This window comes from Mesorhizobium sp. M0145 (genome assembly GCF_040322355.1).
In the GTDB taxonomy this organism is placed as follows: domain Bacteria; phylum Pseudomonadota; class Alphaproteobacteria; order Rhizobiales; family Rhizobiaceae; genus Mesorhizobium.
Window position 1 is genome coordinate 211,674 of record NZ_JAMYTK010000001.1, and the last position, 18,521, is coordinate 230,194.

The following is an 18,521-nucleotide window of genomic DNA, read 5'->3' on the forward strand; positions in this document are numbered from 1 at the left end:
CAGAACTCCCGAAGTCAGTGATAATGGCCGCGGTGCGGTGCCGTATCATGCGCATGCTCGTGCTCGTCATCATGCTCATGTCTGTCTGCACATTGACCGAATTCCGGTTCGACCGTGGCATGGGCTATGCCATGTTCCGCCGCAAGCCGCTTCTTGATCGCGCTTACCGCCATATGCGCATCGACGCCGTCATTGAGGCAGGCATGCAATGTCGCCATGTTGCTGGAGCCGTCGAGCGACCAGACATGCATGTGATGCACCTCGCGCACGCCCTTGACCGAGCCTTCGATATCCCTCGCGATCAGGTCGCGGTCGAGGCTTGCCGGCACGCCCTCGAGCAGGACGTGAGCTGCCTCGCGCATCAGCGACCAGGCCGTGGACAGGATCAGCAGCGCGACAAGCACCGACAGGATCGGATCGATGGGCGTCCAGCCCGTCGCCAGGATCACCAGCGCCGCCACGATCGCCGCGGCCGAGCCGAGCAGGTCACCGAGCACGTGCAGGATGGCGCCGCGCATGTTCAGGCTGCCGCGGTCGCCGCCATGCAGCACGTAGAACGAGCCGAGATTGACCAGCAGGCCGGCGATCGCGACGACCAGCATCGGCCCGCCGAGCACCGGAGCCGGCGCTTGCAAGCGGCCCCAAGCCTCGTAGACGATCCACAGCGCGATGGCGAAGATGGCGATGCCGTTGGTGTAGGCGACCAGCGTCTTGACCCGGCCGAAGCCGTAGGTGAGGCGCACGGTCGCCGGCCGGCTCGCAAGGTGAAAGGCATACCAGGCAAGGCCGAGCGCGACGCAATCGGCAAGCATATGGCCGGCATCCGCCAGCAGCGCCAGTGAACCGGTGAAGATGGCGCCCAGCGTCTCGGCGACCATGAAGCCGGCGGTCAGGCAGGCAGCGATCAGCACGCGCTTCTTGTCGGTCGAGCCGTGCACATGACCTGCGCCATGGCTGTGGTCGTGGCCCTGCGAAGCGTGGTCGTGGGTATGCGCCATCTATAGCCCCTGCTAGAGCCTAATCCATCCCGGCAGACTTGGGATGGAGGCTCTGTCTTCTTGTTTGACCATGATCTTATCCGAAAACCGGCGTCCACTTTTCGGGATCATGGTCAGGCGCCGAACTCGGCGCGGAAATCCTCGAGCCGCCGCTTCTGCTGGCCCTCGCTGTCGAAATTAGCCGGATCGAGCCACGCCTCATAGGCTCTGCGCAGATCAGGCCATTCCCTGTCGATGATCGAATACCACGCGGTATCGCGGTTTTCGCCCTTGACCACAAGATGCTGACGGAAAATGCCTTCGAACTTGAAGCCGAAACGTTCCGCCGCGCGCTTCGACGGCTCGTTGCGGTTGTTGCATTTCCATTCGTAGCGGCGGTAGCCAAGCTCGTCGAAGACATACTTCATGAACAGGAACTGCGCTTCCGTCGCCGCCGGCTTACGCGAGATCAGCGGGCCCCAATAGATGTTGCCGATCTCGATGACGCCGTAGGCGGCGTCGATGCGCATCAGCGTCTGGCGCCCGGCGACCTTGCCGCTGGCCTTGTCGATGACCGTGAAGAACAGCGGGTCTTCGCTGGCTTCCGCCTTGTCCAGCCATGGCTGGAAGGCGGCGCGGCTCTCCGGCGGGTAGTCTGGCAGCCAGGCAAAGCGGCCGTCGACATCGGCCACCGACGAGGCCTCAAACAGTCCGTCGCCGTGCTTTTCGGCGTTGAGCGGCTCCAGCCTGACAGTTCGCCCCTCCAGCACCTTGCGTTCGGGCCGCGGGCGCGGTTGCCAATTCTTGAGATTTTCCGACACCGAAAACTCCAATCCGTTTGACTTTTGCGGGCGGACGCTCACAAAAACGCACGCTCGCTGAAAGAACCACACGGACAGGAAAAATGCTCCACACGATTTCGGCCTTCGACCGCCTCGGCGAGGAAAATGCGTTCGCAGTGCTGGCGCGTGCCACGGCACTTGCCCATCAGGGCCGCGACATTGTCAATCTCGGCATCGGCCAGCCCGACTTCAAGACGCCGCAGCACATCGTCGAGGCCGCGATCAAGGCGCTGCGCGACGGCCATCACGGCTATACGCCGGCCAACGGCCTGCTGGCGACGCGCGAAGCGGTGGTCCGCCGCACGCTAGCCACCACCGGCGTCGAAGTCTCGCCCGAAGCGGTGATGATCCTGCCCGGCGGCAAGCCGACCATGTTCGCGGCCATCCTGATGTTCGGCGAGCCGGGCGCCGAAATTCTCTATCCCGATCCCGGCTTTCCGATCTACCGCTCGATGATCGAGTTCACCGGTGCTGCCCCCATCCCGGTGCCGATGCGCGAGGAGAACGGCTTTGCCTTTTCGGCTGCGGAGACCTTGGCGCTGATCACCCCGAAGACCAGGCTGCTGATCCTCAACTCGCCGGCCAATCCGACCGGCGGCGTCACGCCTCGCGCCGAGATTGAAAAGCTGGTCAGGGGGCTGCAAGCGCACCCGGACGTCGCCATCCTCTCCGACGAGATCTACGACGTGATGACCTATGACGGCGAGACGCACTGCTCGCTGCTCGCCTTCCCCGAAATCCGCGACCGGCTGATCGTGCTCAACGGCTGGTCGAAGACCTGGGCGATGACCGGTTGGCGCATGGGCTGGTCGATCTGGCCGAATGGCGACAAGGGCGCGCATCTCTACGACAAGGTGCGCAAGCTGGCGGTCAATTGCTGGTCCTGCGTCAACGCGCCGAGCCAGTATGCCGGCATAGCCGCCATCGACGGCCCGCAGGACGACGTCGACAAGATGATGCGCGCCTTCGACCGCCGCAGGAAGGTCGTGGTCGAGGGGTTGAATGCCTTGCCCGGCGTTTCCTGCATCACGCCGAAAGGCGCCTTCTATGCCTTCCCCAATGTTTCCAAGACCGGCTGGAAGGCCAAGAAGCTCGCCTCGGCGCTGCTCGAGGATGCCGGCGTGGCGCTGATCGGCGGCCCCGATTTCGGCATTCTCGGCGAAGGCTATGTCAGGCTGTCCTACGCCAATTCCGAGGAGAACATCCTGCGCGCGCTGGAGCGGATCGAGGCGTTCCTGGCGAAGTGAGGACGACGAAAGGAGACGCCAGATGTTCTATGCCATTCTTGCCTATCACGAGGAAGAAGCAATCACGGCACTGACGCCTGAGCAGGATGCGGCGCTGATGACCGATCTTCTCCAGATCAACGATCGGCTCTACCGGCAAGGCACCCTTGGGCCGGCGGCCCGGCTCGGCGCGACACAAGACGCCTGCACCTTGCGCGGGCCAGGCACCGGAATGGTTATCGACGGCCCCTTCGCCGAGACCAAGGAACAATTGCTGGGGCTCTATGTCGTCGACTGCGCCAACCGTGACGCCGCCATCGACATTGCGCGCGACCTTCGCCGCGTCAATCCGACCGCCGTCTACGAAATCCGCCCGATTTCGCTATATTTACCCGGCGTGCCGCTTCCGGTCACCCGGCCCTGATTTAGGACCGGGTTGAGACCAATTTAGCCTCGCCCGACAAATGGCATCTTCGTCGCCATCACGGTCATGAACAGCACGTTGGCGTCGAGCGGCAGGCTGGCCATATGGAGGACGGCATCGGCGACGCGCTCGACATCCATCACCGCTTCGGCGGCAATGGTGCCGTTGGCTTGCGGCACGCCGACCGTCATCGCTTGCGCCATGTCGGTCAGCGCGTTGCCGATGTCGATCTGGCCGCAAGCAATGTCGAAGGGCCTGCCGTCCAGCGCCAGCGTCTTGGTCAGCCCGGTGATGGCGTGCTTGGTCGCCGTATAGGGCACCGAGCCCGGCCGTGGCGCATAGGCCGATACCGAGCCGTTGTTGATGATGCGGCCGCCCATCGGCTGCTGCCTGCGCATAGCGCCGAAAGCGGCGCGAGCGCACAGGAACGAGCCGGTCAGGTTGACCCCGACGATGTCGTTCCACACGTCGACCGGGATGTCGTCGATCAACGTCGATTTGTAGCTCGTGCCGGCATTGTTGAAGAGCAGGTCGACGCGCCCGAAAGCCGCAGCCACCGTCTCGAACAGATCGTCGACCTGATCGGCCTTGCTGATGTCGCAGGCGAAGGCCAATGCTTTGGCCTGTGTCGGCCCGGCCGCGGCGATCGCATCCTCCAGCACCGGCTTGCGGCGACCGCAGAAGACCGTAATCCAGCCGGCCTTGAGCAGCGCCGTGGCGACGCTTTTGCCGATGCCCGTACCGGCGCCGGTGACGATGGCGGTTTTATAGTCGGTCATGGCTGTACTCCCTGAAAGGGATGAGGCATCGCAAATGACGGGAACCATGGCAAGCCGGCGCAACGGCTGTGCTCGCAAAAAGGGCGGCCATTAGCGACCGCCCCTGATCCGAACCGGGCTTGGGAGGAGGAAAGCCGATCCGACTGCCTGAATCATGCGCCCACCGGATTAACGAGAAGCTAACGCGAATGCCGCCGAGCTCTCCGAGGCTCCTCCCCCAAGCTACCAGCGCGAACCGCTCACCGGCTTGGCCGTGCTGCCCGCTGCCGGCACCTTCGCCGCCGTCACCGTCGCCTCGACATGATCGACCAGCGCGTCCGGCAGGCCGAGACGGCCGGCAAGCAGGTCGAGATAGCCGCGTTCGGCCCGCGTGTCCGGATCGATGGCAAGACGCGAGGCGGTGTAGAGTTCCAGCTTTTGCGCATCGGTCTTGGCGCCGGCGATCAGCACATCCAGATCGAGCGGCGCCTCGAGTTCCGACATCAGGAATTTCTCCGCTTCGGCGCCGACGCCGGCGAGGCTGAGCTTGCCGGCGATCTTCTGCCGCTCTTCGTCATCGACGTGGCCGTCGGCCTTCGCCGCCGAGATCATCGCCCTGACCAGCGTCAGCGTGAATTCGTCTTCGCCCTGCGGCGCTTGCGACGGATGGAAGGCGGTATCGGCCGGCGGCGGCAGCAATTCCGGTTCGCCTGCAGCTTGCGTCTCGGCCGGCGCGTTGCCGTTCTTGTAGTTCTGGTAGGCCTTGTAGGCGAGGCCGCCGATCGCAGCCAACCCACCAAGCTTCACCGCCGCACCGGTGACCTGGCGGCCTGGGCCGGTTCCGAGCAGCACCGCGGCCAGCGCACCGGCTGCAAGCGGATTGTCCTTGGCCATCTGCACCGCCTGCCCGGCCTTGTCGCGGACGGTCGATCCGGTGCCGGGAATTTGCGAGCCGAGCAGATCGTCGAGGAGCTTCTTGGGATCGAACATCTATGCCTCCAGAATTGGCCCGGCCGAAGGTGCGCGGGCAGGTTTGCACGTCGAAGACCTAGGTCCCGCAGTTTGACATTACAATGACGCGGCGCATCCTTTTGCCCGCTGCCACGCATGACCTCGCACCGACATCTGCTGGGATTTCACGCGGAAATCACAGTGCTGCAGCCTCCTTCCGCGCCCAAAAAACACGCGACGCTCTGGACATTGGACGTGTCGAAACCGCCCCCGACTTCGACTAATGTCGCGGCATGTCGCTTGAGAGGAGCCTGGCATGACCGATGAGACAGACCGCCAGCCGGCACGCGATCCCCAGGAACTGGAGCGCCTGCTGATTTCACGGCAATGGGTCGGAGACATTGACGGCATGGCCGCGCTTTTCGAGCAGCATGCCGTCATCGACAGCGGTGGCGGACAGCTGACGTTCGGCCGCGAAGCCATCCGGGGGCTGTTCGCGGAGATCACCGCAACCGGCCGAAAATTTCAGTCCGGAGATCAGCGTCCGGCTGTCGTCAATGGCGACCTGGCGCTGACCTCGACCCGGCTTCCCGACGGCACCATCACCACCGAGGTCGCGCGCCGGCAGAGCGACGGGACATGGCTGTGGGTCATCGATCGCTTCGCTGTTGCTTGACGTAAAGTTGCTTAACGTGAAGCTAACTTCCGATGTGGCGGTCGCCGCGTGCTTGCGCCAGCTCGACCTGGTGCTGGCGCTCGGCGTAGCGGGCGCGATCTTCGTCCGAGCGGGCATCGAAGCAATGCGGGCATGAAACGCCGGTAGCATATCTCGGCGACAGCCGGTCTTCGGCGGCTAGCGGATGCCGACAGGCGCGGCAGAGTTCGGCCTCGCCTTCGACCAGCCCGTGCGATACCGAAACGCGCTCGTCGAAGACGAAGCATTCGCCTTGCCAGAGGCTCTGTTCGGCGGGCACGTCCTCGAGATATTTCAGAATGCCGCCCTTGAGGTGGAACACATCCTCCAAACCGAGCGACTTCACATAGGCCGTCGCCTTCTCGCAGCGTATGCCGCCGGTGCAGAACATGGCGACCTTGCGCCCGTCTAGCTCGTGCCGATGCTGCTCGACCCAGGCCGGGAATTCGCGGAAGCTGCTGGTGGCGGGATCGACAGCGCCCTTAAAGGTGCCGAGCGATACCTCGTAGGCGTTGCGCGTGTCGATGACGATGGTACCCGTATCCGAGATCAGTGCATTCCAGTCGGCCGGCGTGACATAGGTGCCTGCACCTGCCGCCGGATCGATATTGTCCACGCCCATGGTGACGATCTCGCGCTTCAACCGCACCTTCATGCGGTGGAACGGCATCGTTGCGGCGTTGCTGTATTTGATCTCGAGACCGGCGAGACCGTCGATGGATTCGAGATGATCGATGAGCGCCGCGATTGCCGTTTCACTGCCGGCGACCGTGCCGTTGATGCCCTCACGCGCCAACAGCAGCGTGCCTTTGATGCCGCGTACGCAGCAGAAGGCGGCAAGCGGCGCGCGCAGCGCCTCGAAGGTGTCGAGCCGAGCGAAGCGGTAAAGCGCGGCAACACGGAAGGCTTGGCTGGACAGTGTCATCTCCAAGCCACTAAACGCTCACGACAGCCGGATCAAGGCAGAGCCGAGAGCGGTCCACTCGCGACGGGTTTCGAACACCACGCGTGACATCGCGACACGCCGCGTTTCGTGGACAGAAAAACCGCCTTCTGCTAACCGGTCGACTTGATCAACAGAGGAGAGACGACGAATGCCCAGCACGACCGAAAAGCTCCTGTCGCTCCTCAACGGCCAGCCGGTCATACCGGTGCTGAAGATCGCCAATCCCGCCGACGCGGTGCCGCTGGCCCGGGCGCTGGCCCGCGGCGGCCTGCCGGCGATCGAGATCACGCTGCGCACCGCCGACGCGCTGGAGGCGATCCGCCGGGTGGCAGGCGAGGTCGAAGACGCCGTCGTCGGCGCCGGCACCATCCTGGACGCCCGCCAGTTCGGCGAGGCGGCGGCCGCCGGTTCGAAATTCATCGTCAGCCCCGGCATCACCCGCGAGCTTCTCGCGGCAGCCAAGGACAGCGACGTGCCGTTGCTGCCCGGCGCCATCACGCCTGGAGAGGTCATGGCCGCGCGCGAAGCCGGCCTGCGCTTTCTGAAATTCTTCCCGGCCGAACAATCGGGCGGCATTGCCTCGCTCAAGGCTTTCGCCTCGCCGCTTGCCGACGTGAAATTCTGCCCGACCGGCGGTATCACCGGCAAGAACGCCGCCGACTACCTCAGCCTGCCCAACGTCATCTGCGTCGGCGGTTCCTGGGTGGCGCCGGACGATCTGGTGAAGGCCGGCAAATGGGACGAGATCGAAGCCTTGGCGCGCGCGGCAAGCAAGCTCGGGCGCTAGACTAGCATCTTCTGCATCAAAAGCCGCCGCCGATCTGGTTCGCCGGCTGGTTCCCGCTCATGGGCTCGAACCACGATTCACGCCTTCAAAGGGCGCTGTCCTACCATTAGACGAAGCGGGAGAATGCCGACCAGTGGTTAGCATCCCTGGATGAAGGAAGCCAGTGCCGGCGGTGGAGGCAGTCACGCGAGGTGCCCAGCGCGGCCTACTCAGTCTTGAAGCGGGCAACCGACATGAACTTGACGGCTTTGCCGGTGAACCGGTTTGCGTCGGCCATCTCGTTGCCCGGTTGGAAGCCTATCGTATAGACCTCGCTCGGTGCCGTACGGACGAAGTCGTAGGCGTAGCGCGGCGCGGTTGTCGCATCTGAAACGGTTGCGACATACTCACCGCTGTGCAGCGCCCACCGGGCGGCCTGCGGCGCGGCGGCGACCACCACCGGCTTGGGGCCGGGCTTCAGGTCGCGGGCGGTGGCCCTGGGTTCCTTGCGTGTGGTCTTCACGCCTGCACCGATGACGGCGGCCGGATCGGAGCCGGCCGCGCGGGCAACGATGGCCTCGCGCGGCGATGCCCCGTCGCTCAATGCCCCGTCGTCGCTCGCCGGTTCCTCGAACACCGATGCTTGCTCGGAAAGCGACGCGACCTTGTATTCGTCGGTCGCGCTGACCCTTTCCAGAACGGCCTTGACCTCGTCGGGCTGGGAACTGTCGGGCCGCGCCGACGGCAATACCGAGAATGCGTCGGTGGCGGTGTTGCTCCGCTCGGCCGCACTTGCCAGCGCCAGCAACACTTGCTTGTCCTGCGGCGCAAGACCCGCCGGCGAAAGATCGGCCGGCAGCGAATGATCGGGCCGCCAGCTCGGCACGGGAATATTGTTTGCAACGACCTGCACCGGGCCGGCGGCAGCAGACGGGTCTGCTATGCCGAACGGAACATTTGCCGGTGCCACACTGGCCGGCGTCACGCTTGCCGGCGCTTGCGCGGTCGCCACCGCCTGTTCAGTCGATCCAGCCGCATCCGCCACGCCGAACGGAACGTTCTCAGGCGGCTGAGCGCCGACGTCGGTCTTCGGACGCGGAGCAAAATCCGGCAGCGGGATGCTGCGCGCCGGCAATGCCGCGATGATCGTCTCCGGCGTGTCGTTCTCCGGTTCTGGCGCAGGCCCTGGAGCATCGGCGACTTCCGGGATCTCGGCGCGCTTGGCATCCTGAGGCGCGACGATAGCAATACCAGGCAGGTTGCTGCTCTTGGCGGATGGCGCCGGCTTCACGTTACGGGGCTTTGGCGCTGGCTCGGCCATCGCCACGTCGGCGCTGTCGTCCGCCTCGTCGTCGCCACCGCCGAAGAGGGCTGCCAGGAAGCCACGGGATTTTTTGGCACCGCCGCTTGCGCTGGCGAGTTCAATGGCCGGCGCGCCGGCGCCCTTGCGGGCTTTGTAGGAGGCGAGCGCCTGTTGATAGCCAGGCAGCGGCTTGCCGTCGCTCGGCACATGCAACGTCTTGCCGTTGGGGAACACGCGCGCCAGTTCCTGGCGGCTGATGCCGGGCCAGTGGCGTACATTGCCGACATCCATATGCACGAAGGGCGAGCCGGAGCTGGGATAGTAGCCGACGCCGCCGCCCTGCATCCTGAGGCCGACGTCGCGCAGCTTCTTCAGCGGCACGCCGGGAATATAGAAATCCATCGCCCTGCCGAGCATGTGCTGGCTTTTTTCGGCGACGCCCCTGCTGCGGCTGCGCAGCATCGAATTCGTGGCCGGCGAACGATAGCCGCAGACGACCTGGATGTAGTCGGTCGCGCCGCTCTCCCGGTACGCTTCCCAGACAAGGTCCAGCAGCCGCGGATCCATCTTGGTCGGCTCGTTGCGACGCCAGTCGCGCAGGATGATGTTGATCTTTCGCAAGCCCGCCTGGTCGTAGCGGCCATTGCGCTTGTAGACGATCTCCGCCTTTTCATGCGTGTGGAGATGATAGAGCTTCAGCGAACGTGTCTCGGCGCTGGCGCCGGTTGCCGCCGCTGCAAGGAACCCGACGGCAACAATCACCGCTGCCAGCCATCTCGGCCAGACGCTCATGTGATAATGCCGCCCGTTTTTGTGTCGTTCGATTCTGTTCAAATCAAAAGGCCTTGCAGGCTGCCGTTTTGTCCCCGGATTTGACCAAACGGATGCGAGGTGTGTGCATCCGAATATCGATCCTAATGGTTAATCATCGCTTATTGAAGCCGAAATGCGGTAACACGGTGGCGATATCCCGCCAAAAATATTGCGCAGGATATCTTGGTAAACCGTTGGTTTAGATCATGTTTTGGCGCCAGCTCGAAACACGATCTGTTACCGTCCGCCTTAATACGTGAACACTGTGGCGAACACATCATTTCGAGGCGCAGTTGCGTGGAATGATGTCCGGATGAGAACCGGCCTGGCCCTATGACTCAGGAAGCGAGCCGTTCGACGCGGCCGGTTTCCGGGTCGATGCCGTATTCCTTGAGCTTGCGGTAGAGCGTCGACCGGCCGATGCCGAGGCGGCGGGCGACTTCGCTCATCTGGCCGTTATAGTGATCGATGGCGAGCTTGATCATTTCGAGTTCGACGTCGGCCAGCGCACGCACATTGCCGCGCTCGTCGAGCGCCCGCAGCGTGCCGAAACGAGGCTTGGCTGGTGCATCGGCGTCGGCGGCTGCGATGCCGCCAGCGGCCGATATGTTGTCGCGCGGCTGGCTGCCCGAAGCCACTCCGGAAGCTGGCCACCCTGGAGTTGGCCCCCCTGGAGCTGGCAAGGCGATACCCGAATCGAGATTGACCGTGCCCTCGACTTGCGCCCGGATCTGCGGGAACTCTTCTTCGGTCAGCATGTCGCCGTCGGCAAGCACCGAAGCCCGGAAGACGGCATTTTCGAGCTGCCTTATATTGCCCGGCCAATCATAGGCCTGCAGCATGGCAAGCGCCGCAGCCGAGATGCCCCGCAGGCGGTGGCGCGGATCGGCGGGTGCCACCTTCTCCATAAAGTGCTCGACCAGATAGGGGATGTCGTCGCGACGGTCGCGCAATGGCGGCACGAAGATCGGATAGACGTTCAGCCGGTAGAACAGGTCCTCGCGGAACTTGCCGTCCTTGACCTGCTGCAGCAGGTTGCGATGGGTTGCCGAGATCAGCCTGATGTCGACCCTGACGGTCGAGCGCCCGCCAACCGGATCGACCTCGCCGTCCTGTACGGCGCGCAACAGCTTGACCTGCACGTCGAGCGGCAGGTCGCCGATTTCGTCAAGGAACAGCGTGCCGGTGTGCGCTTCGACGAACTTGCCGGTATGTTTTTCGGTGGCGCCGGTGAACGAGCCCTTCTCGTGCCCGAACAGGATCGATTCGACCAGATTGTCGGGGATGGCGCCGCAATTGACGGTGACGAAGGGTTTCGAGCGGCGGTCGCCGCTGCCCTGGATGGCGCGCGCCACCAGTTCCTTGCCGACGCCGGATTCACCTTCGATCAGGATCGGAATGTTGGACGCCGCCGCCTTGCGGCCGAGCCGGATCACCCGATCCATCGCCGGACTGTGGGTGATCATGTCCTTGAACGTCAGATGGCCGCCGCGCTGCCGTGACGAGCGCTTCAGTTCGCCTTCGAGCGCTTCGACCTTGAGGGCGTTGCCGATCGACGCCTGCAGCCTGTCGGGAGAGGCCGGCTTGACGACGAAGTCGAAGGCGCCGTGACGCATTGCCGAAACGACGGTTTCGATGCCGCCCTGCGCGGTCTGCACGATGACGGGAATGTGGATGCCACGCTCGCGCATCGCCTTCAGCACGCCGATGCCGTCGAGGCCGGGCATCATAAGGTCGAGGATGACCACAGAGACGTCGCGCGCATTGGGCCCGTCGACGAGATCGAGACCGGCCTCGCCGCCATCGGCGACGATCGCGGTGTGGCCGAATTTCGTCACCGCCGCCTCGAGCAGCCTGCGCTGCACGGGATCGTCATCGACTATGAGTATGGAAGCTGCCATGACTGATCCGACCGTGCCCGCCCGAGAATGCGCCCTATGGATCATCTTGGCACAGGGTTCTAAATAAGCTTTCAAAAAACCCGGTGAATGAATTCCTTAGGATTTGACCGGCTTCTCGTTTCCTCGAATTTTTGTGTCTGGAAGGATCGGCAATGCGCATGGTTTTTGCTCGAAAGCTGGCGGCGGCGCCCGGTCAGGGCGTGGCGGAGCTTGGCGACCTGCCGGAATGGAATCTGGCCGATCTCTATTCGGGCATGGAAGCGCCCGAGTTGAAGCGCGACATCGCCAAGGCCGCCGCCGATGCCATCGCCTTCGAGAGCCGTTGGAAAGGCACGCTCGCCGCCGAGGCCGGGCGTGGCAGCGCCGGCAGGCTGGGCGAGGCGCTTCAGGCCTATGAAGCGCTGGAGGAGCTGATCGGCCGGATCGTCTCCTATGCCGGGCTTGTCTATGCCGGCAACACGTCGGATCCACAGCGCGCCAAGCTCTATGGCGACATCCAGGAAAAGATGACCGATGCCAGCGCGCACCTGCTGTTTTTCGCGCTCGAGCTGAACCTCATCGAGGATGGCGCGATCGAAAACGCACTCGCCGCCGATCTCGCCTTCGCCCACTACCGGCCCTGGGTGCTCGATCTGCGCAAGGACAAGCCCTATCAGCTCGAAGACCGTATCGAGCAACTCTTCCACGAAAAGTCGATCACCGGGCGCGGGGCCTGGAACCGCCTGTTCGACGAGACGATGACCGATTTGCGCTTCGACGTCGACGGCGAGGAGCTGACGCTGGAGCCGGCGCTCAATCGCCTGCAGGACGCAGACGGCGAGGTGCGCCGCCGGGCGTCCGAGGCGCTGGCCACGACATTCCGCAAGAATTTGCGCGTCTTTACGCTGGTCACCAACACGCTGGCCAAGGACAAGGAGATTTCTGACCGCTGGCGCGGCTTCGAGGACATTGCCGATTCCCGCCATCTCGCCAACCGCGTCGAACGCAGCGTAGTGGATGCACTCGCCGCCGCGGTTCGCGACGCCTATCCGCGCCTGTCGCATCGCTATTATGCGATGAAGGCGCGCTGGCTCGGCATGGAGGTGATGAACCACTGGGACCGCAATGCGCCCCTGCCGGAGACCCCGCAGGCGGTCATCGGCTGGGACGAGGCCAAGAACACCGTGCTTTCCGCCTACCAGCGCTTTTCGCCCGACATGGCGGAGATCGCCAGATCTTTCTTCGACCGCAACTGGATCGATGCACCGGTGAGACCCGGCAAGTCGCCTGGCGCCTTCGCGCATCCGACCGTGCCTTCGGCGCACCCCTATGTGCTGCTCAACTACATGGGCAAGCCGCGCGACGTGATGACGCTGGCGCACGAGCTCGGCCACGGCGTGCACCAGGTGCTGGCCGGCGGCCAGGGCGCCTTGATGGCGTCGACGCCGCTGACGCTGGCCGAAACCGCATCGGTGTTCGGCGAAATGCTGACCTTCCGCTCGCTGCTCGAGCAGACCACCGACAAGCGCGAACGCAAGGCCATGCTCGCCCAGAAGGTCGAGGACATGATCAACACGGTCGTGCGCCAGATCGCCTTCTACGAGTTCGAGCGCAAAGTGCATGCCGAGCGCAGGAGCGGCGAACTGACCTCCGACAAGCTCGGCCAGTTCTGGTTGGAAGTGCAGGCGGAAAGCCTCGGGCCGGCGATCAAGCTGCGCGAAGGGTACGAGATTTTCTGGACCTATATCCCGCACTTCATCCACTCGCCTTTCTACGTCTATGCCTATGCATTCGGCGATTGCCTGGTGAACTCGCTCTACGCGGTCTACCAGAACGCCGAGCGCGGCTTTCAGGAGAAATATTTTGCCATGCTGCGCGCCGGCGGCACCAAGCATCATTCCGAGCTTCTAGCGCCGTTCGGCCTCGACGCGGCCGACCCTGCCTTCTGGCAGATCGGGCTTGGCGTGATCAGCGGACTGATCGACGAGCTGGAAGCACTGGACAATTGATGCGCAACACTGGGTGATGCGCAACACCGGATGACCGGGTTTTCCAGAACAGTTTAGCTGCAATGCATATTGGCGATGGTTCTATTCTTGTCTTGGATATTTGTTCTTAAATAACTTTCCATGGAAGTTTTCCGTTAGATTCCCGTAAGCTGTATGATAGCGTCCGCCCTCAAGCTCAGCCGGGCACGAATGGATCCGGTCGGAAAATCCCGACCGGTCATGGCGTGTCGGCGGATGCGACAACGGTTGTTGGCCAGGGGCAAACCGGTCGCCGACAGCTCGATCGAAGCCGGCTGTTCTGCAAATTGCGGAACCACCATCGAATGGTCCTTCGCCGAGGTCATGGCTCCACAGGCCAGGGCGGACGGATCGGACTGGAGAGAGAAAGACAATGGGCACTTTTTTCTACATGCTCCTGGCGTTCCTGGTAGGTGTGTTGGTTGGCTGGTTCATTTGGGGACGCCTGCGTGGCGAACTCGACAGTTTGCGCGGCGATCTAGACCGCACGCGCAGCGAACGCGACAGATTGCGGGCCGATAGCGACCGTCTGACCGGTGAGTTGGATGCATGCGGCCGCGCCCGCGCCGATCTCGAACGCCGGCTGGGCGAGGCGAAAACCACCCAGGCGCCAACCGCGAAGGCGGCAACAGCCAAGGCGCCAGCCGCCAAGACCGGCGCGACCAAAGCCGCGATGCAGGCGCCGTCAACGCTGATGTCGACATCCGCACCGGCCAAACCGGCGCCGAAGAAATCTGCAACGGCGAAGGCCGCGACCGCGCCACGCGCAAGTGCCGCGAAAACGGCAACACCGAAACCGCCTGCATCGAAAGCGAGCGCCGCGCCGACGACCGCGCCAGCGGCAAGCAAGGCTGCGCCGGCGGCAAGCAAGGCAGCGCCATCTGCAAAGAAAGCCGCGACCGGCAAGGCAACAGCCACCGCGGCAGGCAAAGCCAACGATCTGCGTCGCCTGATCGGCATCGGCCCGACCAACGAGCGGCTGCTCAAAGGGCTTGGGGTCACGACCTATGCCCAGATCGCCGCCTGGACACCCGACGATGTCAAGCGGATCGAGGCGACGTTGAATTTCGACGGCCGTATCGAACGTGAACGCTGGATCGAGCAGGCGAAACTGCTTGCCGCCGGTGACGAGAAGGAATTTGCGCGCCGCTTCCCGACCGCGGGGGAAGCCAGCAACACCTGATCCATCGCAAGGTGGCATTTTGGAACAAGGCGGCGCCCACTGGCGCCGCATTTGTTTTTGCCGCCGCGCCTTTGCGTCTTGAGACGCCGCTCCCTCGATTGCACACGGTCGAGCCCCCATATAGATCGATCGCTGGTGACCGCAGCATTCGAGCCTTATGTCCCTGCCCCTGCCCTTTGCAATTTTCAGGAACGACGAGACCGCGCGGCAGCTCGTTTTCGACCGGCCGGCCGAGATAATCGCAGCGCATGGCGAGGCGGACTTTTTGCCTGCGCTGGAAGCCGCGCAGGTAGCACATGACGGCGGCAAATGGCTGGCCGGTTATTTCTCCTACGAGGCCGGTTACCTGCTCGAACCCAAGCTCGTTCCGCTGCTGCCGGCCGGCCGCCGCGCCCCGCTTTTCTGCCTCGGCGTGTTCGACGCGCCAGTCGAGGAGACGATCGCGCCAGGCGATCTGCCGGCTAGCAACGGCCCAATCTTCGACGCCAAGGCAGCCTGGTCTTCGGACGACTACGCCAAACGCTTTGCCAGGCTGCATGACCATATCCGCAAGGGCGACTGCTACCAGGGCAATCTGACCTTTCCGGTCCACGCACAATGGTCGGGCGATCCGCTGGTCGCCTTCGACGCGCTGACCGAACGCCAGCCGGTGAAGTATGGGGCGCTGGTCGCGCTCGGCGATCCGATCGTCTTGTCGCGTTCGCCCGAACTGTTCTTCGAGGTGGACGCGGAAGGCATGATCGAGACGCATCCGATGAAGGGCACCGCGCCGCGCGGCGCAACAAAAGCCGAGGACGATCGCCTGAAAGCGTTCTTGCGCAACGACGAGAAGAACCAGGCCGAGAACCGGATGATTGTCGATCTCCTGCGCAACGACATTTCACTGATCAGCGAGGTTGGCACGCTCGATGTGCCGGAGCTTTTCCGCATCGAGAGCTACCCGACCGTCCACCAGATGGTGAGCCGTGTGCGGGCGAAACTCTTGCCCGGCCTCGCCATCCGCCAGATTTTCGCCGCGCTGTTCCCCTGCGGCTCGATTACCGGCGCACCGAAGATCCGCGCTATGGAAATTCTGCGCGCGCTGGAAAGTGGCCCGCGCAATGTCTACTGCGGTGCCATAGGCTGGATCGCGCCCGGCGGCCGGATGCGCTTTTCGGTGGCGATACGCACCATCTCGCTCTTTGCCAATGGCGAGGCGGTCTACAATGTCGGCGGCGGCGTCGTCTTCGATTCGACAGCCGAAGAGGAGTACCAGGAGTGTCTGCTGAAAGCCCGTTTCGCGACGGGAACACTGCCGATTTCGAACTGATCGAAACTATGCGCTGGGAACCCGGCTCGGGTTTCCTCCGTTTCGACCGCCATCTCGCGCGGCTTTACGGTTCGGCAAGCGAACTCAGCTTCGCCTGCGACCCGCAAAGGATCGGCGAAGCGCTGATGAATGCGATCGGCCGCCAGCACATCGCATTGCGCACTCGCCTCGGCCTGTCGCGCAAGGGCGAAGTGGCGGTGTCGGTGCAGCCCTACGAGCCGCTCGCCGCAGACAAGGTCTGGACCCTGCAGCTGGCGCGCGTGCGGCTTGATTCGAGCGATATGCTGCTGCGCCACAAGACCAGCCGCCGACAAACCTATACGCGCGCCCGCGCCGAATATCTCGCCGGGCGCGCCGACGAGGTGCTGCTCGCCAATGAGCGCGGCGAAATCTGCGAGGGCACGATCACCAATGTCTTTGCCGATTTCGGCGACGGCGTGCTGGCCACGCCGCGGCTCGATTGCGGCCTGCTGCCTGGCGTCCTGCGCGGCGAACTGCTGGATCAAGGCCGCGCCGGTGAAGCGGTCTACACGTGGAACGAACTGAAATCGGCCAAGGCGCTGTTCGTCGGCAACTCGCTGCGCGGATTGATCCCGGCGCGGCTGGGCTGAGGCATCTGGAGACAACAATGTTCGTGGTTTCGCTGAACTACAAGGTGCCGCTGACCGAGATCGACCGCCTGCAGCAAGCGCATGTCGAGTGGCTGAAGGCCTGCTATGCGCAAGGTATCTTTGTCGCCTCCGGGCCAAAGCGGCCAAGGACCGGCGGCATCATCATCGCGCGCGGTCCACGCGAGGAGCTCGATGCCAGACTGGCGGACGATCCCTTCGCCAAGGCAGGTGCCGCCGATTACGAAATCACCGAATTCACGGCGAGAATGGCCGCTGCCGCACTGGAAGCCTACAAAGAAGCATGAGTTTCCGCACACCGACCCACACACCCTATGACGGCTCGTCGAAACTGTTCACCATCGGGCTGAAGCCGCTCAATCTCGATAGCTGGATCGAGGTCGACGAATATCTGCTGCCCTATCTTGCCGAAAAACGCCGGCTCTATGCGGAAATTCCCGGCAAGGTTTTTGTCGAGGAGCAAACAACGCGCGACGCTCAGCGCGAAGTGCTCGATCTGCTCGGTGCGCATCTGGCGGCGAACTTTCCTGAGACCCACAGGCGTACCGACAATGCGATCGAGGTGATCGGCGGCACCGACGATCTCGAAGGCTCGGGCACCGCAGCTTCTTTCAGCGATGCGCCGCTTGTCGCGGCCTCGCTGCTTGTGCAGGAGGATTTGATCCTGATGCGCCGCGACGACAGCGGCTGGCGTCTGGCGGCCGGCTCGCTCTGCTTCCCCTCGTCATGGTCGCTGATCGAAAAATTCGGCAAGCCGCTGCAGCAGATCCACGCGCCGGTACCGGGTTTCGGCCCGGGCACACGCCCGGCCGATCTCATCAACCGCATGTTCGACGGCCTCCAGGGCCAAGCCGTCGAGCGCTACAACTGGTCGATCCAGGCGGGCGACGCGCTCTACCATCCGCTCTCCAACCTCGAACGTATCGACCGCGCCAGCAGTCGCCCGTCGAGATTCCCGGACGGCGACATCGACGCCCATGTCTTTATCCGGGTCGAGCGGCAGACGCTGAGAAAGCTCCCCGTTTCGGGCGACGTACTCTTCACCATCCGCATCCATCTCGACCCGCTCGCCGTGCTGGAACGCCACCCCGACCGCGCGGCGCTCGCGGCGTCCTTGGCCGAACAACTTCTGGCGCTGGACGAGGCACAACTCGACTACAAGGGGATGACCGCCGACCGTGACCGGCTGGTCGCGTGGCTCAGGGCGCTGGCGCTGTCCTAGAGCAGTTCATCGTCTCACGGAAACGCCGAACCGCTCTATCTCTTTGTTTCTGCGCAATCCCGGACGGAAAACCGTTTCACACCTTTCCTGGAATTGCCCTAAATCGCAGCCAGGCCCAGCAGCAGGATCGCGGACATCGCGGTAAAGACGGTGACGTTGACGTCCCACCGCCAGCCCGCCGGTCCAAACGGCGGCCGGAACGGCAGATAGCCGTTCTCGTCATACAGCACGCCGCCATAGATCGGCCGCGAGAGCATGGCCGCGAAGAATGCTCCATACATAGCCGCGGCCAATCCCCCGGCGAGATAGAGCCGCTCGGCTTCGAGTTGTCCCTTGATCCAGATAAGTCCGAGCGCAATCAGCGCCACTCCGGTGTAGCTCAGCACCTGCCAGACGACATGAAACCGGGCGTGTGGGGTCCACAACGGATTGGTTGCATGTGTGGCGTTCAAGTCGGCTTTGATCGTCGCTACACCGTAACCCACAGTCGCGACGCTTAGCAGAATTCGAGCAAGCAGATGACTGTCATAAGCGAGTTCCATCGCATTTTCCTCCCCTCACGCCGGAACGA

At 63.7% G+C, this 18,521-nt stretch carries 18 protein-coding genes and 1 tRNA gene; 10 read left to right on the forward strand and 9 right to left on the reverse strand.

Features of this window, described 5'->3' with window-relative positions; genetic code table 11:
- Positions 1-14 precede the first annotated feature (14 nt).
- Together NKJ28_RS01125 and NKJ28_RS01130 are read right to left on the reverse strand one after the other, a co-directional pair.
- Entirely contained in the window at positions 15-998 is a 984-nt protein-coding gene (locus tag NKJ28_RS01125) for a cation diffusion facilitator family transporter (RefSeq protein WP_352633646.1), read from the reverse strand.
- A 113-nt stretch (positions 999-1,111) separates the two neighbouring features.
- Positions 1,112-1,798 carry a GNAT family N-acetyltransferase gene (locus NKJ28_RS01130; RefSeq protein ID WP_352633648.1) on the reverse strand — a complete coding sequence of 229 codons (687 nt, stop codon included), beginning with the start codon at positions 1,796-1,798 and terminating at the stop codon, positions 1,112-1,114.
- Between the two features lie 83 nt (positions 1,799-1,881).
- Here NKJ28_RS01130 and NKJ28_RS01135 point away from each other — a divergent pair, with 83 nt between their 5' ends.
- Both NKJ28_RS01135 and NKJ28_RS01140 read left to right on the forward strand, forming a co-directional pair.
- Positions 1,882-3,066, forward strand: coding sequence for a pyridoxal phosphate-dependent aminotransferase (locus NKJ28_RS01135; protein ID WP_352488769.1), 1,185 nt, complete (start codon positions 1,882-1,884; stop codon positions 3,064-3,066).
- A 22-nt stretch (positions 3,067-3,088) separates the two neighbouring features.
- On the forward strand, positions 3,089-3,469 hold the full coding sequence (locus NKJ28_RS01140) for a YciI family protein (RefSeq protein WP_254816974.1): 381 nt from the start codon (positions 3,089-3,091) through the stop codon (positions 3,467-3,469).
- A 23-nt stretch (positions 3,470-3,492) separates the two neighbouring features.
- On the opposite strand, the gene NKJ28_RS01145 is transcribed toward NKJ28_RS01140, so the two are convergent.
- On the reverse strand, positions 3,493-4,248 hold the full coding sequence (locus tag NKJ28_RS01145) for an SDR family oxidoreductase (RefSeq protein WP_352633650.1): 756 nt from the start codon (positions 4,246-4,248) through the stop codon (positions 3,493-3,495).
- A gap of 222 nt (positions 4,249-4,470) precedes the next feature.
- Positions 4,471-5,217 carry a tellurite resistance TerB family protein gene (locus NKJ28_RS01150; RefSeq protein WP_352576091.1) on the reverse strand — a complete coding sequence of 249 codons (747 nt, stop codon included), beginning with the start codon at positions 5,215-5,217 and terminating at the stop codon, positions 4,471-4,473.
- Positions 5,218-5,494: 277 nt separating this feature from the next.
- Between NKJ28_RS01150 and NKJ28_RS01155 the strand changes: the two genes are divergently transcribed.
- The gene (locus NKJ28_RS01155) at positions 5,495-5,854 is read left to right on the forward strand and encodes a YybH family protein (protein WP_023675409.1); all 360 of its coding nucleotides are present in this window, start codon (positions 5,495-5,497) and stop codon (positions 5,852-5,854) included.
- Positions 5,855-5,876: 22 nt separating this feature from the next.
- On the opposite strand, the gene trhO is transcribed toward NKJ28_RS01155, so the two are convergent.
- Entirely contained in the window at positions 5,877-6,797 is a 921-nt protein-coding gene (gene trhO / locus NKJ28_RS01160; RefSeq protein ID WP_023675408.1) for an oxygen-dependent tRNA uridine(34) hydroxylase TrhO, read from the reverse strand.
- A gap of 169 nt (positions 6,798-6,966) precedes the next feature.
- Here trhO and NKJ28_RS01165 point away from each other — a divergent pair, with 169 nt between their 5' ends.
- On the forward strand, positions 6,967-7,605 hold the full coding sequence (locus tag NKJ28_RS01165; protein WP_352469543.1) for a 2-dehydro-3-deoxy-phosphogluconate aldolase: 639 nt from the start codon (positions 6,967-6,969) through the stop codon (positions 7,603-7,605).
- 47 nt (positions 7,606-7,652) lie between these two features.
- Here the strand turns inward: NKJ28_RS01165 and NKJ28_RS01170 are convergent.
- The 3 genes from NKJ28_RS01170 to NKJ28_RS01180 all read right to left on the reverse strand — a co-directional run bounded on the left by NKJ28_RS01170 (position 7,653) and on the right by NKJ28_RS01180 (position 11,601).
- Positions 7,653-7,726, reverse strand: a tRNA-Gln gene (locus NKJ28_RS01170).
- Positions 7,727-7,810: 84 nt separating this feature from the next.
- A complete protein-coding gene (mepK, locus tag NKJ28_RS01175) occupies positions 7,811-9,679 on the reverse strand; it encodes a peptidoglycan L,D-endopeptidase MepK (protein WP_023675407.1) in 1,869 nt (622 codons plus the stop codon).
- Positions 9,680-10,038: 359 nt separating this feature from the next.
- Positions 10,039-11,601 carry a sigma-54-dependent transcriptional regulator gene (locus tag NKJ28_RS01180; protein WP_352633653.1) on the reverse strand — a complete coding sequence of 521 codons (1,563 nt, stop codon included), beginning with the start codon at positions 11,599-11,601 and terminating at the stop codon, positions 10,039-10,041.
- Positions 11,602-11,753: 152 nt separating this feature from the next.
- Between NKJ28_RS01180 and NKJ28_RS01185 the strand changes: the two genes are divergently transcribed.
- The 6 genes from NKJ28_RS01185 to NKJ28_RS01210 all read left to right on the forward strand — a co-directional run bounded on the left by NKJ28_RS01185 (position 11,754) and on the right by NKJ28_RS01210 (position 17,950).
- On the forward strand, positions 11,754-13,589 hold the full coding sequence (locus tag NKJ28_RS01185; protein ID WP_352633655.1) for a M3 family oligoendopeptidase: 1,836 nt from the start codon (positions 11,754-11,756) through the stop codon (positions 13,587-13,589).
- A gap of 391 nt (positions 13,590-13,980) precedes the next feature.
- On the forward strand, positions 13,981-14,790 hold the full coding sequence (locus NKJ28_RS01190; RefSeq protein ID WP_023675403.1) for a helix-hairpin-helix domain-containing protein: 810 nt from the start codon (positions 13,981-13,983) through the stop codon (positions 14,788-14,790).
- Positions 14,791-14,947: 157 nt separating this feature from the next.
- Complete coding sequence (locus NKJ28_RS01195) at positions 14,948-16,099, forward strand: aminodeoxychorismate synthase component I (protein WP_352633657.1); 1,152 nt, start codon at positions 14,948-14,950, stop codon at positions 16,097-16,099.
- A complete protein-coding gene (locus tag NKJ28_RS01200) occupies positions 16,048-16,710 on the forward strand; it encodes an aminotransferase class IV family protein (RefSeq protein ID WP_352633659.1) in 663 nt (220 codons plus the stop codon). Before NKJ28_RS01195 ends, NKJ28_RS01200 begins: the two co-directional genes overlap by 52 nt.
- Positions 16,711-16,727: 17 nt before the next feature.
- Complete coding sequence (locus NKJ28_RS01205; RefSeq protein WP_023675400.1) at positions 16,728-17,015, forward strand: YciI family protein; 288 nt, start codon at positions 16,728-16,730, stop codon at positions 17,013-17,015.
- Complete coding sequence (locus NKJ28_RS01210; RefSeq protein ID WP_352633661.1) at positions 17,012-17,950, forward strand: heme-dependent oxidative N-demethylase family protein; 939 nt, start codon at positions 17,012-17,014, stop codon at positions 17,948-17,950. Before NKJ28_RS01205 ends, NKJ28_RS01210 begins: the two co-directional genes overlap by 4 nt.
- A 98-nt stretch (positions 17,951-18,048) precedes the next feature.
- On the opposite strand, the gene NKJ28_RS01215 is transcribed toward NKJ28_RS01210, so the two are convergent.
- Positions 18,049-18,492 carry a DUF6640 family protein gene (locus NKJ28_RS01215; protein ID WP_352568134.1) on the reverse strand — a complete coding sequence of 148 codons (444 nt, stop codon included), beginning with the start codon at positions 18,490-18,492 and terminating at the stop codon, positions 18,049-18,051.
- Positions 18,493-18,521 lie beyond the last annotated feature (29 nt).

What these genes read in the sequence shown, in the direction of transcription:
- NKJ28_RS01135 (WP_352488769.1), top strand. Translation starts at nt 1,882, where the DNA reads ATGCTCCACACGATTTCGGCCTTCGACCGCCTCGGCGAGGAAAATGCG.
- NKJ28_RS01215 (WP_352568134.1), bottom strand. Translation starts at nt 18,492, where the DNA reads ATGGAACTCGCTTATGACAGTCATCTGCTTGCTCGAATTCTGCTAAGC.
- NKJ28_RS01180 (WP_352633653.1), bottom strand. Translation starts at nt 11,601, where the DNA reads ATGGCAGCTTCCATACTCATAGTCGATGACGATCCCGTGCAGCGCAGG.
- NKJ28_RS01195 (WP_352633657.1), top strand. Translation starts at nt 14,948, where the DNA reads ATGTCCCTGCCCCTGCCCTTTGCAATTTTCAGGAACGACGAGACCGCG.
- trhO (WP_023675408.1), bottom strand. Translation starts at nt 6,797, where the DNA reads ATGACACTGTCCAGCCAAGCCTTCCGTGTTGCCGCGCTTTACCGCTTC.
- NKJ28_RS01155 (WP_023675409.1), top strand. Translation starts at nt 5,495, where the DNA reads ATGACCGATGAGACAGACCGCCAGCCGGCACGCGATCCCCAGGAACTG.
- NKJ28_RS01125 (WP_352633646.1), bottom strand. Translation starts at nt 998, where the DNA reads ATGGCGCATACCCACGACCACGCTTCGCAGGGCCACGACCACAGCCAT.
- NKJ28_RS01185 (WP_352633655.1), top strand. Translation starts at nt 11,754, where the DNA reads ATGCGCATGGTTTTTGCTCGAAAGCTGGCGGCGGCGCCCGGTCAGGGC.
- NKJ28_RS01140 (WP_254816974.1), top strand. Translation starts at nt 3,089, where the DNA reads ATGTTCTATGCCATTCTTGCCTATCACGAGGAAGAAGCAATCACGGCA.
- NKJ28_RS01165 (WP_352469543.1), top strand. Translation starts at nt 6,967, where the DNA reads ATGCCCAGCACGACCGAAAAGCTCCTGTCGCTCCTCAACGGCCAGCCG.
- NKJ28_RS01210 (WP_352633661.1), top strand. Translation starts at nt 17,012, where the DNA reads ATGAGTTTCCGCACACCGACCCACACACCCTATGACGGCTCGTCGAAA.
- mepK (WP_023675407.1), bottom strand. Translation starts at nt 9,679, where the DNA reads ATGAGCGTCTGGCCGAGATGGCTGGCAGCGGTGATTGTTGCCGTCGGG.
- NKJ28_RS01205 (WP_023675400.1), top strand. Translation starts at nt 16,728, where the DNA reads ATGTTCGTGGTTTCGCTGAACTACAAGGTGCCGCTGACCGAGATCGAC.
- NKJ28_RS01190 (WP_023675403.1), top strand. Translation starts at nt 13,981, where the DNA reads ATGGGCACTTTTTTCTACATGCTCCTGGCGTTCCTGGTAGGTGTGTTG.
- NKJ28_RS01145 (WP_352633650.1), bottom strand. Translation starts at nt 4,248, where the DNA reads ATGACCGACTATAAAACCGCCATCGTCACCGGCGCCGGTACGGGCATC.
- NKJ28_RS01150 (WP_352576091.1), bottom strand. Translation starts at nt 5,217, where the DNA reads ATGTTCGATCCCAAGAAGCTCCTCGACGATCTGCTCGGCTCGCAAATT.